Raw genomic sequence first — 12,612 nt, 5'->3', positions numbered from 1 at the left:
CGGCCCCGGATCAGCCGCTGAGCCGGACCGGCATGATCAGGTACTTGTAGGCGTCGTCCACCTCGGCGTCGACCGCGGGCTTGCCCCGCAGCAGCGCCGGCTTGGTGGAGGTGGTGAAGGAGAGCTGGGCGACCTGGGAGTCGATCGCGCTCAGCCCCTCCAGCAGGAAGCCCGGGTTGAACGCGATGGAGATGTCGTCGCCCTCCAGCGTGCAGTCCACCCGCTCCACGGCCTGTGCGTCGTCGCTCGAACCGGCCTCCAGCGTGAGCACGCCCTGCTCGAAGCTGAGCCGCACCGGGGTGTTCCGCTCGGCCACCAGCGCCACACGCTTCACGGCTTCGACGAACGGCGCCGTCTCGATCGTCGCGAGCGAGTTGAACTCCGTGGGGAACAGGGTGCGGTACTTCGGCAGGTCACCCTCCAGCAGCCGTGTCGTCGTCCGTCGGCCGGCGCCCTCGAAACCGATCAGGCCCTCGCCCGCGCCAGAACCCGACAGCGCCAGCGTCACCTGCTCGCCGCCGCTCAGCGACTTCGCGGTGTCCAGCAGCGTCTTCGCGGGGACCAGAGCGACAGCGGACGCGTCCGGCGTCTCCGGCTTCCACAGGAACTCGCGGACGGCGAAGCGGTAGCGGTCCGTCGAGGCGAGGGTGACGGTGTCGCCCTCGATCTCGATGCGCACACCGGTGAGCACCGGCAGCGTGTCGTCACGGCCGGCGGCGATGGCCACCTGGGAGACGGCGGAGGCGAAGACCTCACCCGGCACGGTGCCGGTGGCCGACGGCATCTCCGGCAGCGCGGGGTACTCCTCCACCGGCAGGGTGTGGAGCGTGAACCGCGAGGATCCGCAGACCACGGTGACCCGTACACCGTCTGTGGAGATCTCCACGGGGCGGTTGGGGAGCGCACGGCTGATGTCCGCCAGCAGCTTGCCGGAGACGAGGACCGTGCCCTCCTCCTCGACCTCGGCGTCCACCGAGACCCGCGCGGACACCTCGTAGTCGAACCCGGAGAGGCTGAGCAGACCTTCCTCCGCCTTCAGCAGCAGGCCGGCGAGGACCGGCACCGGCGGACGGGCCGGAAGGCTCTTGGCCGCCCATGCCACCGCCTCCGCCAGGACATCGCGCTCTACCCGGATCTTCACCTTCAGCCGCCTCCTGCTGTTGCTGGTTGCCGGGCACCAGTCTGACGCACGTCGCTGACAGCCGTGAGCGCTCGGGTCAACTCGGCGGGGTGGCCGGGACGAGGCGGAGAGCCGAGTTGTGCACAGGACCCGCTTCGACACGAGTTTCCCGGCTTATCTCTGTGGTCTCAGTAGTAGGTGCTGTGGATTCCGGGGATAACTCGATCCCCGCAGGTCAGGCACCATTTTTTGTCCACGGGCCCTGTGGGCGCGGCGGTGGACGAACAGGGGGGTGCTGTGGATGGGAGAGCTCTGTGCACACGCGGTTCACAGGAGACGGCTACTTGCCCACAGCGGCGTCCCCAGATTTACCCAGGTTCTCAACAGCCCAATCCACCCCGCCCATGTGACCGCTTTCACTCCGAGCGGTGAGCGGCCGCGTCGCGTTGTCGAACAGTGGACAGTGGTGTGGAGAACCCCCTTCGTCCTGGGGACAACGGCCGCTCGGCTGTGGGCGGTGCGTGGACAACTCTGGACAGGTGTTGACGTGCGATTTTCCGTCCACAGCCTGTGGAGGCCGCGAGTGCACATGTCCCCAGCCGTCCGACCTGCCATGATGCCGTCCATCCTGCTTCCGCTGTGGACACAGTCGGGACAACTCACCGGTCCCCAGGCTGTGGACGTGGAAAGACAGCCGTAGCTGTGGACGCTCGGGGCTCATTCGAACAGCGATGGACCCCCGCCCGCCTCCCGGTCAGCGCGGGATCACACGGCGGGGGCGCGCGGCGACGTGGCGCGGCAGCGGGGCGGCATGACGGAGGCCGGGAGACCGGATGGGCCGACTGCCCGCCCGGTCGCGAGAGCCAGGAGAACCCGAGGGAGTCTGGAAGGGGAGAGGGAGGGAGAAGCGGCGGCGCGGGCCCGCGGAGGGCTCAGCCGTTCTTGATCCGGTTCGTCAGCTCCGTCACCTGGTTGTAGATGGACCGCCGCTCGGCCATGAGCGCCCGGATCTTCCGGTCGGCGTGCATGACGGTCGTGTGGTCCCGGCCGCCGAACTGCGCGCCGATCTTCGGCAGCGACAGATCCGTCAGCTCACGGCACAGGTACATCGCGATCTGCCGCGCGGTCACGAGGACACGGCTGCGCGAGGAGCCACACAGGTCGTCCACCGTCAGCCCGAAGTAGTCCGCGGTCGAGGCCATGATGTTGGCGGCCGTGATCTCCGGAGAGGCGTCCTCGCCGCCCGGGATGAGGTCCTTCAGGACGATCTCCGTCAACCCCAGGTCCACCGGCTGACGGTTCAGGCTCGCGAAGGCCGTGACCCTGATGAGCGCGCCCTCCAGCTCGCGGATGTTCCGCGAGATGCGCGAGGCGATGAACTCCAGGACCTCCGGCGGCGCGTTGAGCTGCTCCTGGACCGCCTTCTTCCGCAGAATCGCGATGCGCGTCTCCAGCTCGGGGGGCTGGACGTCGGTGATCAGGCCCCACTCGAAGCGGTTGCGGAGGCGGTCCTCCAGCGTGACGAGCTGCTTGGGCGGCCGGTCGCTGGACAGCACGATCTGCTTGTTCGCGTTGTGCAGCGTGTTGAAGGTGTGGAAGAACTCCTCCTGCGTGGACTCCTTGCTCGCGAGGAACTGGATGTCGTCCACGAGCAGGATGTCCATGTCCCGGTAGCGCTTGCGGAAGGCGTCCGCCTTGCCGTCCCGGATGGAGTTGATGAACTCGTTCGTGAACTCCTCGGAGCTCACGTAGCGCACCCGCGTGCCGGGATAGAGGCTGCGGGCGTAGTGGCCGATGGCGTGCAGCAGGTGCGTCTTGCCCAGACCGGACTCGCCGTAGATGAAGAGCGGGTTGTACGCCTTGGCCGGGGCCTCGGCCACCGCGACCGCCGCGGCGTGGGCGAACCGGTTCGACGCGCCGATCACGAAGGTGTCGAAGAGGTACTTGGGGTTGAGGCGGGCCGTGGGCTCGCCCGGGCCCGCCGCCGGCGCGGGCTGCGCGGCCAGCGGACCGGGAGCGCCGCTGGGAGCCGGCAGCTGCGGAGGCTCGTCGAACCGCTTCGGGGGCGGCTGGTGCTGCGGGTCGTACGCGGACTGGCCCGGCCGCCCGCCGTAGCCGTGCTGCTGCGGAGGCGGGTACGGGTCCCGCGGCGGTGCCCAGCTCTCGGCCTCCGCCTGGCGCGGCCAGGCCCCGGGCTGGTGCTGCCGCCCGGGTTGCGGGGCGTGTGGGTAGTTCGGGTACGCCGGTCGGACGGTGGGCAGCTCGCGCGTGTCGTCGTAGCGCGGGGGCTCCTCGTAGCGGGGCTCCTCGTACCGCGTGTCGTCGTAGCGCGGGGGCTCCTCGTACCGCGGTTCCTCGTAGCGCGCCTCGTCGTACCGGGCCGGTTCCTCGTAGCGGGCCTCTTCGTAGGGCCGCTTGTCGTACCGGGAGGCGTCCTCGTAGCGGCTGTCGTCGTAGCGGCCGTCCTCATAGCGCGGCTGCTCGTCATAGCGGTGCTGCGGCGTGCGCTGCTCGGGGACGGGGGCCGGGGCCTGTCCGGGGGCCGGCTGCCCCGCCGTGGGCGGGCCCGGGGCGGGCGGTGGGCCGGGGTCGGGCGCCGGGCCCGTGACGGTGATCGCCAGCCGGATCGGCTGCTGGCACTCGCGGCTCAGGGCCTCGCTGATCATGGGGGCGAGGCGGCCTTCGAGGACGCCCTTGGCGTACTCGTTCGGCACCCCGAGCAGAGCCGTGCCGGAGACGAGGACGAGGGGCTGGCAGTCGCGCAGCCAGCGCTGGTCCTTCGCCTCGATGCCCTGTCCGTCACCCAGGAGGTGCTCGAGAACGTGTGGCCACACTGCGGCAAGATCGGCAGGTACGTCAGCCACAGGGCACGCTCTCTCACTCGCTGGGGGACACTTTCCGCGAAAGTGTGGCTCTTGGGACGGCTGGGAAGGAATCGGAGTCCGGCTACGGTAGTCGGCCCGGCTGGCGCTGCTCAAGTTGTTGTCCACAGGGTGTGCACAACTGTGCCATGCGTCGGCGGCTGCTCCTCCCCGCGCCCGTCCGGTCGGGTGCGGAATGGCTGTGTCAGTCTGTGGAGGGGCGTGATCATGTCCCCCGAACAACCCCGGTTTGACCGGATGGCTCAGCCGCGCGTACCGTAACCAGGTCGAGTTGTCGATGGCTGCTGCCGCCTGCCTCCGATGGGCACGATCCCGACGCTCCGGTCAGCCGGAGATCGGGAAGAAGAAGCGGTGCACTCGGGCGTTGCGAGCTACTCGTGGGCGCACGGTGACAGCCAGTCGGCGCCCCACATCGTCTCAGTGAGACACAAGCATTTCTGGAGCCCCCGAGTGAGCAAGCGCACCTTCCAGCCGAACAACCGCCGCCGCGCGAAGACCCACGGCTTCCGGCTGCGCATGCGGACCCGCGCCGGCCGCGCCATCGTCGCGAACCGGCGCAGCAAGGGCCGCGCCCGCCTGTCGGCCTGAGCCTCGGCCTCAGGTCCATGACGTGCTGCCTACCGAGCACCGGCTGAGGCGGCGCGAGGACTTCTCGGCCGCGGTACGGCGAGGGAGGCGGGCCGGCCGCCCGCTACTCGTCGTCCATCTGCGCAGCGGAACGGACCCGCACGGGACGGGGGAGAACGCTCCCCCGCCGCGTGCGGGTTTCGTCGTGAGCCGGGCCGTGGGGAACGCCGTTGTCCGGAATCGGGTGAAGCGGCGCCTGCGGCATCTCATGCGTGAGCGGCTGAGGCTGCTGGCCCCCGGTAGCCTGGTTGTCGTACGGGCGCTGCCCGGCGCGGGAGACGCGGGTCATGACTCGCTCGCCCGTGATCTCGACTCCGCGCTGCAGCGGCTGCTTGGAGGGCCGCCGACGTGAAGTACCCGCTCCTGTGGCTGATCAAGCTGTATCAGTGGACCATCAGCCCGATGCTCGGGCCGGTGTGCCGGTACTACCCGTCGTGCTCGCACTACGGCTATGAGGCCATTCGCCTGCACGGCGCGGTGAAGGGCACGGCACTGACCGCCTGGCGCATCCTGCGCTGCAACCCCTGGTCGCCCGGTGGCGTCGACCATGTTCCTGCCCGGAAGCACCCGGTCTGGCATCAGCGGCTGCGGAGCCGCTGGCAGCATCGGACCCAGTCCCACGCCCAAGGAGCCTGATTCGTGGACACGATCCTCGGTCCTCTCTATACCGCAGTTTCCTGGATCATCGTCCAGTTCCACTCGCTGTTCAGCCTGGTCTTCGACGAGGACAGCGGTTGGGCCTGGGGTCTGTCCATCGTCTGCCTGGTGGTGGTCATCCGGATCGCCCTGATCCCGCTGTTCGTCAAGCAGATCAAGGCCACGCGGAACATGCAGGCGCTCCAGCCGAAGATGAAGGCGATCCAGGAGCGCTACAAGAGCGACAAGCAGCGTCAGTCCGAAGAGATGATGAAGCTGTACAAGGAGACGGGTACCAACCCGCTCTCCAGCTGCCTTCCCATCCTGGCGCAGTCCCCGTTCTTCCTGGCGCTCTTCCAGGTGCTGAACAAGATCGCCAACGACCAGACGGTCGGCGTGATCGACAACCAGGAGATGGTCGACAGCGCCCGGAACGCCCAGATCTTCGGTGCCCCGATCGCGGCGAAGTTCATGGACAGCGCCAGCACCGTTGAGGCGCTGCAAGCCACGCTGATGGACGTGCGGGTCGTCACCGTCATCATGATCGTCCTGATGTCGCTGTCGCAGTTCTACACGCAGCGCCAGCTGATGACGAAGAACGTCGACCTGACGGTCAAGACGCCGTTCATGCAGCAGCAGAAGCTGCTGATGTACATCTTCCCGATCATGTTCGCCGTCTTCGGCATCAACTTCCCGGTCGGTGTCCTCGTCTACTGGCTGACCACCAACGTGTGGACGCTGGGCCAGCAGATGTACGTGATCAAGCGCAACCCGACGCCGGGGTCCCTGGCCTTCAAGCAGCGGCAGGAGAAGCTGCGTGCGAAGGGCAAGATCAAGGAGGACCCGGTCGAGGTCGCGGCCAAGGAGGCCGTGGAGCAGGCGCGGGCCAACCGCACCCAGCCCAAGCGACAGTCCAAGTCCCAGCGCCAGACGGCCGCCGCCCATGGCGGCACCAAGCAGGCCCCGGGCAAGCCCGCACAGCCGACGACGGAGCAGGCCAAGCCGAACCGTCCGCAGCAGGGCAAGAAGCCCCAGCAGGGCAAGAAGAAGCCGCAGTCCGCGAAGTCGAAGAAGTGAGAGGGAGTCCATCAGTGACGGACACCACCGAAGCCGCTGAGGGCACCGACACCCTTTCCCGCCTGGAGCAGGAAGGGGAGATCGCGGCCGACTACCTGGAGGGTCTGCTCGACATCGCGGACCTGGACGGCGACATCGACATGGACGTCGAGGGCGACCGTGCCGCCGTCTCGATCATCAGCGACGCCGGCAGCCGCGACCTGCAGAAGCTCGTCGGCCGGGATGGCGAGGTGCTGGAGGCCCTGCAGGAGCTGACCCGGCTCGCCGTGCATCGGGAGACCGGCGACCGCAGTCGGCTCATGCTCGACATCGCCGGGTTCCGCGCACGTAAGCGCGAGGAGCTCACCAAGCTCGCCACCGAGGCCGCGGAGCAGGCGCAGAGCAGCGGCGAGGCCGTGAAGCTCAAGCCGATGTCACCCTTCGAGCGCAAGGTCGTCCACGACGCCGTCAAGGCGGCGGGGCTGCGGAGCGAGTCGGAGGGTGAGGAGCCGCAGCGCTGTGTGGTCGTCCTGCCGTGACAGCGGAGGGCGGCGTCAGGGGTGAGGGCGAGAACGGCGAGGCCCCTGTCTCGCAGGAACTCGCTCCTCCCCCGGAGAATGCGGAGGCGGTCTTCGGGGACCGCCTGCCCGACGCGATCCGCTACGCCGAACTGCTGGCGGACGCGGGAGTGCGCCGCGGGCTGATCGGCCCGCGTGAGGTCCCCAGGTTGTGGGGCCGGCACCTGCTGAACTGTGCGGTGCTGTCCGAGGTCGTTCCGGACGGCGTGACCGTCTGCGACGTGGGGTCCGGCGCCGGCCTGCCCGGGATTCCGCTCGCGCTCGTACGCCCGGATCTGCGGATCACGCTGCTGGAACCGCTGCTGCGGCGGACGACGTTCCTCCAGGAGGCCGTGGAGCTGCTCGGCCTGGACCATGTCACCGTGGTGCGGGGCCGGGCCGAGGAGGTCCTGGGCACCCTGGCCCCGGTACACGTCGTCACGGCGCGGGCGGTGGCTCCGCTGGATCGGCTCGCCGGCTGGGGTGTGCCCCTGCTGCGGCCGTACGGCGAGATGCTCGCGCTGAAGGGCGACACCGCGGAGGAGGAGCTGAAGGGCGCCCGCTCGGCGCTGCAGAAGCTCGGCGTGGTGAAGGCCTCGGTCGTCCAGGTGGGGGCTGGCGTGGTCGATCCTCTGTCGACCGTGGTGCGCGCCGAGGTGGGTGAGAGCCCCGGGGGTGTGCGCTTCGCGGCCAAACGCGCCAAGGCGGCGCGGGCGGGCCGTTCCGGACGCCGGCGACGTTAGGTTTCTGGGCCTGCCAGGCTGGGTCCGCCGGGATTCTCCTCGGTGCGGGCCTGGCCTCCCGTCAGGGCGGGGGAGCCGGCACCGCCCCGGACCCGCCTACTCCATAAAAGCGGCAAAAATGCCCAATTGCGGAGTGTCGGCCGAGGTGGTGCGCGCCGCGGGGGCATCGTGTTTCACGTGAAACGCCGCTCCCTTCTGCATGGAATCATCAGTCGGGGTCGTGCTGCCGCCGAGCCGCAGGCCCGTACCAAGCGTCCTTCCCGCCCGGAGAACTTGTCCACAACTGGCGAGTTGTCCACAGAACAGCGGGGCTCAGTGGTTCACCGTTCGGAAAGCATGGCAGTCTTTGACTCTGCGAAGGTGCCTTCCGAGGAGAGTGAACCGTTGCGGTCCGACGCTGATACCGCGGGACCGATGGCCGACCCGGTCCCTGGTCCCCGCGCTGAACTGGCGGATGTTTCACGTGAAACGCGTGAGACGCTGCCTCCCATGGACGACACTCCCATCGGCCGTGCCGCCCAGCAGGCCGTTGAGGCGATGCACCGCGCCGGTGAGGGGCTTCCCAGGCCCGCTCAGACCCGCGTGATGGTCGTCGCCAACCAGAAGGGTGGCGTGGGGAAGACCACGACGACGGTGAACCTCGCAGCCTCGCTGGCGTTGCACGGTGCCCGTGTTCTCGTGGTCGACCTGGACCCACAGGGCAACGCGTCCACCGCGCTGGGCATCGATCACCACGCGGAAGTGCCTTCGATCTACGACGTCCTCGTGGAAAGCAAGCCGCTGTCCGAGGTGGTCCAGCCCGTCCGGGACGTGGAGGGCCTCTTCTGCGCGCCTGCCACGATCGATCTCGCCGGTGCGGAGATCGAACTCGTGTCACTGGTCGCGCGGGAAAGCAGGCTACAGCGCGCGGTCTCCGCCTATGAACAGCCGCTGGACTACATCCTCATCGACTGCCCGCCATCGCTGGGTCTGCTGACCGTCAACGCGCTCGTGGCGAGCACCGAAGTCATCATCCCGATTCAGTGCGAGTACTACGCGCTGGAAGGACTCGGGCAGTTGCTGCGGAATGTGGACCTGGTCAAGGGGCACCTCAACCCCGCGCTCCATGTCTCCACCATTCTGCTCACGATGTACGACGGGCGGACCCGGCTGGCCTCCCAGGTGGCCGACGAAGTCCGAGGACACTTCCAGAACGAGGTCCTGCGCACCAACATCCCGCGCTCTGTACGGATCTCCGAGGCACCCAGCTATGGGCAGACAGTACTCACCTACGACCCGGGCTCCAGCGGTGCGCTCTCCTACCTGGAAGCCGCCCGGGAAATCGCTCTGCGCAACACCGAGGCGCATCAGAACCACCAGCACAGTACGGCGGAGGGGATCCAGTGAGCGAACGACGTAGGGGACTGGGCCGCGGGCTCGCCGCGCTGATTCCCGAGGCCCCCAAGAGTCAGGACGACAACGCCCCGGTTCCGACGATCGGAATCAACGGTGCCACCTCGCCCTCAGCGGTCCCGGTGATCAACTCCGAGCGAGGCGTCGCCGCCGCTGCCGTGACCGCCCTTCCGGATATGGCCGAGGAGGGCCAGCCCGTCGCGGGGCGCAGCGGGGCAACGGCCCAGGCCTCGGAGGCTCCGAGCGGGCCGGAGCTCGCGGAGGTGGCGGGCGCACACTTCGCCGAGGTCCCGCTCGACGCGATTACGCCCAACCCGCGTCAGCCTCGTGAGGTCTTCGACGAGGACGCCTTGGCCGAGCTGGTCACCTCCATCAAGGAGGTGGGTCTGCTCCAGCCCGTCGTCGTGCGGCAACTCGGAGCGGAGCGCTACGAACTCATCATGGGTGAGCGCCGCTGGCGCGCTTGCCGTGAAGCCGGTCTGGAGGCGATCCCGGCCATCGTCCGCGCCACGGGCGATGACCAACTCCTCCTGGATGCCCTGCTGGAGAACCTGCACCGGGCGCAGCTCAATCCGCTGGAAGAGGCAGCGGCCTACGACCAGCTGCTGAAGGACTTCGAGTGCACGCATGACCAGCTTGCCGACCGGATCGGCCGTTCGCGGCCTCAGGTGTCCAACACCCTCCGGCTGCTGCGTCTGTCGCCTCCCGTGCAGCGTCGAGTGGCCGCCGGGGTGCTCTCGGCGGGCCACGCGCGGGCTCTGCTCTCCGTCGACGACTCGGAGGAGCAGGACCGCCTGGCCCATCGCATCGTGGCCGAGGGGCTCTCGGTGCGGGCCGTCGAAGAGATCGTCACCCTGATGAACGACAAGCCGGGCCGGCCCACCAAGGCCAAGGCGCCAAGAGCCGGCAAGCGGCTCTCCCCCGCCCTGGACCATCTGGCCCACCGGCTCTCCGACCGCTTCGAGACCCGGGTGAAGGTCGACCTCGGGCAGAAGAAGGGAAAGATCGTCGTCGAGTTCGCCTCGATAGAGGATCTGGAGCGGATTCTGGGCTCCCTCGCGCCCGGCGAGGGGCGCGTGCTGGAGCAGCGGCTCGCAGCCGAGGAGGACGAGGACACCGCCAGGTAGAAGGAGCCGCTGGGCCGGGCGTTCCGCCGGGAAGCAGCGGCTGAGCGATCCCCGTCGACGCCCCATGGATACGATGGATCCATGGGGCGTCAACTCGTTCCGCTGACCCTGGACCGTCTGTCCGATCTGCCACCGACGTGCCGTCGCTGTGTGTTCTGGGAGCTGGATCCGGTACGCGGCGGACGAGCGGAACGTGCCGGGGAATCCGAGGCGGAGAAGGAGGCCTGGGTCTCCGCCGTGCTCCTGGAGTGGGGCTCTTGTGGCCGGGTCGTCCTGGTGGACGGGAGGCCCGTGGGATTCGCGCTGTACGCCCCGCCCGCCTTCGTGCCCCGGGCCACGGCCTTTCCCACCGGCCCCGTGTCCCCGGACGCGGTGCAGCTCATGACGGCCGCCCTGCTGCCGGAGTTCCGGGGACAGGGACTCGGCCGGGTGATGGTGCAGACCGTGGCGAAGGACGCTCTTCAGCGCCGATTCCGCGCGCTTGAGGTGATCGCGGATGCTCGGGGAAAGGAACCGCGCTGCATGCTCCCGGCCGAGCCGCTGCGGGCGGTGGGGTTCAAGACGGTGCGACAGCACCAGCGCTATCCCCGCCTCCGGCTGGAGCTGCGCACGACGTTGTCCTGGAAGGCAGATGTCGAGCGGGCACTCGACCAGCTTCTCGGGGCCGTTCACAAGGACCCGGTGCCGCGACCGCTGTAGGCCGTGCGTGCCACGGGCCAGCCCATGAACCCGGCGCGTGAAGTGGTGGTCCATGACTCGGGCGACGCATGCGGTCAGGACGCACAGCGGGGACGGTGTGGAAGACAAGGAAACGGCCCAGCCCTTGATCGGGCTGGGCCGTTTCACGTGAAACGCCGGGCGACGAGCCGAGAAGCCCTCGGCGTCAGGGTCAGGCGAGGAAGTTGGCCAGCTCGCGCTCGAGCGCGGCCTTCGGCTTCGCACCGACGATCGTCTGCGCGACCGCGCCACCCTGGTAGACGTTCATCGTCGGGATGGACATGATCCCGTACTTGGCGGCCGTCTCCGGGTTCTCGTCGATGTTCAGCTTCACGACGGTGATCTTCTCAGCGTGCTCCTCGGAGATCGCCTCCAGCGAGGGGGCGATCTGACGGCACGGGCCGCACCACGCCGCCCAGAAGTCGACGAGCACAGGCTTGTCGCTCTTCAGCACGACCTGCTCGAAGTCGGCGTCGGTAACGGTCAGGGTGGCCATGGGGTCTCCTCAGGTTGTCTGTGTGGGGAAGCTTCGATGCCGCGGCTCAGGCGGTGGCGGCGGCCGGAGTGGCCTCCGCCGTCTTCTCGGGCTCGGCCGGCTCGCCGTCCGACAGGGCGGCGAGGAAGCGCTCGGCGTCCAGCGCCGCGGAGCAACCGGTGCCGGCGGCGGTGATCGCCTGGCGGTAGGTGTGGTCGACGACGTCGCCGGCGGCGAAGACGCCGGGGACGTTGGTCCGGGTCGAGGGGGCGTCCACGCGGAGGTAGCCCTCGTCGTCCAGGTCGAGCGTGTCCCGGAAGAGCTCGGTGCGCGGGTCGTGGCCGATGGCGACGAACAGCCCGGTGACGGGGAGTTCCGAGGTCTCCGCGTTCTTGGTCGAGCGCAGGGTGAGCGAGGACAGCTTGCCGTCGGTGGCGTGGATCTCGGCGACCTCGCTGTCCCAGGCGAAACGGATCTTGGGGTCGGCGAAGGCGCGGTCCTGCATCGCCTTGGAGGCCCGCAAGGCGTCGCGGCGGTGGACGATGGTGACGGACTTGGCGAAGCGGGAGAGGAAGGTGGCCTCTTCCATAGCCGTGTCACCACCGCCGACGACGGCGATGTCCTGGTCGCGGAAGAAGAAGCCGTCGCAGGTGGCGCAGTAGGACACGCCACGGCCGGAGAGCTCGTCCTCGCCCGGCAGGCCGAGCTTGCGGTGCTGCGAGCCGGTGGCGACGATGACGGTCCGGGCACGGTGGACGGTGCCGGTGGAGTCGGTGACGGTCTTGATGTCGCCGGTCAGCTCGACGGCGGTGACGTCGTCCGGGATCAGCTCCGCGCCGAAGCGCTCGGCCTGGGCGCGCATCTGGTCCATCAGCTCCGGACCCATGATGCCGTCGCGGAAGCCCGGGAAGTTCTCGACCTCGGTGGTGTTCATCAGGGCGCCGCCCGCCGTGACCGAGCCCTCGAAGATCAGCGGACGCAGCGAGGCACGCGCGGTGTAGAGGGCAGCGGTGTAGCCCGCAGGCCCGGAACCGATGATGATCACATTGCGGACGTCACTCACGGATGTCTTCCTTGTCTGCCGACGGTTTCCGGTTCCTCTGACGAGGCTCACACCCCGCCCAACGGATACTACGGGCCGGGCATTCCCGAGGGTCCGCGCCCCGAGGCTGCTCCCCACGGACGGGTGGTGCGGGCCGCCGCCGTGTTCTTCCGTGCGCTGAGCCCCGACGGCGCCCTGCCCGCGCCCTGTCGGGGCCTGGCGCCTCATCGGGGCGTTG

General features: G+C 69.1%; 13 protein-coding genes. 9 read left to right on the top strand and 4 right to left on the bottom strand.

All coding sequences use genetic code 11. From position 1 onward, the window contains the following. Positions 1 to 10: 10 nt before the first annotated feature. Together dnaN and dnaA are read right to left on the bottom strand one after the other, a co-directional pair. Complete coding sequence (gene dnaN, locus HPT28_RS17630) at positions 11 to 1,141, bottom strand: DNA polymerase III subunit beta (protein WP_219092072.1); 1,131 nt, start codon at positions 1,139 to 1,141, stop codon at positions 11 to 13. A 911-nt stretch (positions 1,142 to 2,052) separates the two neighbouring features. Further along, positions 2,053 to 3,984, bottom strand: coding sequence for a chromosomal replication initiator protein DnaA (dnaA, locus tag HPT28_RS17625; protein ID WP_219092071.1), 1,932 nt, complete (start codon positions 3,982 to 3,984; stop codon positions 2,053 to 2,055). A gap of 468 nt (positions 3,985 to 4,452) precedes the next feature. Here dnaA and rpmH point away from each other — a divergent pair, with 468 nt between their 5' ends. The 9 genes from rpmH (at position 4,453) to HPT28_RS17580 (ending at position 10,839) form a co-directional block, all read left to right on the top strand. After that, a complete protein-coding gene (rpmH, locus tag HPT28_RS17620; protein ID WP_016906158.1) occupies positions 4,453 to 4,590 on the top strand; it encodes a 50S ribosomal protein L34 in 138 nt (45 codons plus the stop codon). 22 nt (positions 4,591 to 4,612) lie between these two features. Next, the gene (gene rnpA, locus HPT28_RS17615; protein ID WP_219092070.1) at positions 4,613 to 4,981 is read left to right on the top strand and encodes a ribonuclease P protein component; all 369 of its coding nucleotides are present in this window, start codon (positions 4,613 to 4,615) and stop codon (positions 4,979 to 4,981) included. After that, the gene (yidD, locus tag HPT28_RS17610) at positions 4,978 to 5,265 is read left to right on the top strand and encodes a membrane protein insertion efficiency factor YidD (protein ID WP_219092069.1); all 288 of its coding nucleotides are present in this window, start codon (positions 4,978 to 4,980) and stop codon (positions 5,263 to 5,265) included. Before rnpA ends, yidD begins: the two co-directional genes overlap by 4 nt. Positions 5,266 to 5,268: 3 nt before the next feature. Continuing rightward, positions 5,269 to 6,342 (top strand): membrane protein insertase YidC, encoded by a 1,074-nt coding sequence (gene yidC / locus HPT28_RS17605; RefSeq protein ID WP_219092068.1) that lies wholly within the window; start codon positions 5,269 to 5,271, stop codon positions 6,340 to 6,342. A gap of 14 nt (positions 6,343 to 6,356) precedes the next feature. Beyond that, on the top strand, positions 6,357 to 6,860 hold the full coding sequence (locus tag HPT28_RS17600; RefSeq protein WP_219092067.1) for a R3H domain-containing nucleic acid-binding protein: 504 nt from the start codon (positions 6,357 to 6,359) through the stop codon (positions 6,858 to 6,860). After that, a complete protein-coding gene (gene rsmG / locus HPT28_RS17595) occupies positions 6,857 to 7,621 on the top strand; it encodes a 16S rRNA (guanine(527)-N(7))-methyltransferase RsmG (RefSeq protein WP_219092066.1) in 765 nt (254 codons plus the stop codon). Before HPT28_RS17600 ends, rsmG begins: the two co-directional genes overlap by 4 nt. Before the next feature lie 336 nt (positions 7,622 to 7,957). Further along, entirely contained in the window at positions 7,958 to 9,007 is a 1,050-nt protein-coding gene (locus tag HPT28_RS17590) for a ParA family protein (RefSeq protein ID WP_269737291.1), read from the top strand. Beyond that, positions 9,004 to 10,140, top strand: coding sequence for a ParB/RepB/Spo0J family partition protein (locus tag HPT28_RS17585; protein WP_219092065.1), 1,137 nt, complete (start codon positions 9,004 to 9,006; stop codon positions 10,138 to 10,140). Before HPT28_RS17590 ends, HPT28_RS17585 begins: the two co-directional genes overlap by 4 nt. Before the next feature lie 81 nt (positions 10,141 to 10,221). Further along, positions 10,222 to 10,839, top strand: a complete 618-nt coding sequence (locus HPT28_RS17580) for a GNAT family N-acetyltransferase (protein WP_219092064.1) — start codon at positions 10,222 to 10,224, stop codon at positions 10,837 to 10,839. Positions 10,840 to 11,029: 190 nt separating this feature from the next. On the opposite strand, the gene trxA is transcribed toward HPT28_RS17580, so the two are convergent. Continuing rightward, positions 11,030 to 11,353, bottom strand: coding sequence for a thioredoxin (trxA, locus tag HPT28_RS17575; RefSeq protein ID WP_219092063.1), 324 nt, complete (start codon positions 11,351 to 11,353; stop codon positions 11,030 to 11,032). A gap of 46 nt (positions 11,354 to 11,399) precedes the next feature. Next, a complete protein-coding gene (trxB, locus tag HPT28_RS17570) occupies positions 11,400 to 12,395 on the bottom strand; it encodes a thioredoxin-disulfide reductase (RefSeq protein ID WP_219092062.1) in 996 nt (331 codons plus the stop codon). Between the last annotated feature and the right edge of the window lie 217 nt (positions 12,396 to 12,612).

It is taken from the genome of Streptomyces sp. JJ38, assembly GCF_019303475.1.
In the GTDB taxonomy this organism is placed as follows: Bacteria; Actinomycetota; Actinomycetes; order Streptomycetales; family Streptomycetaceae; genus Streptomyces.
The sequence above is the reverse complement of the archived record's forward strand: the minus strand, read 5'-3'. Positions and strand labels throughout refer to the sequence as shown.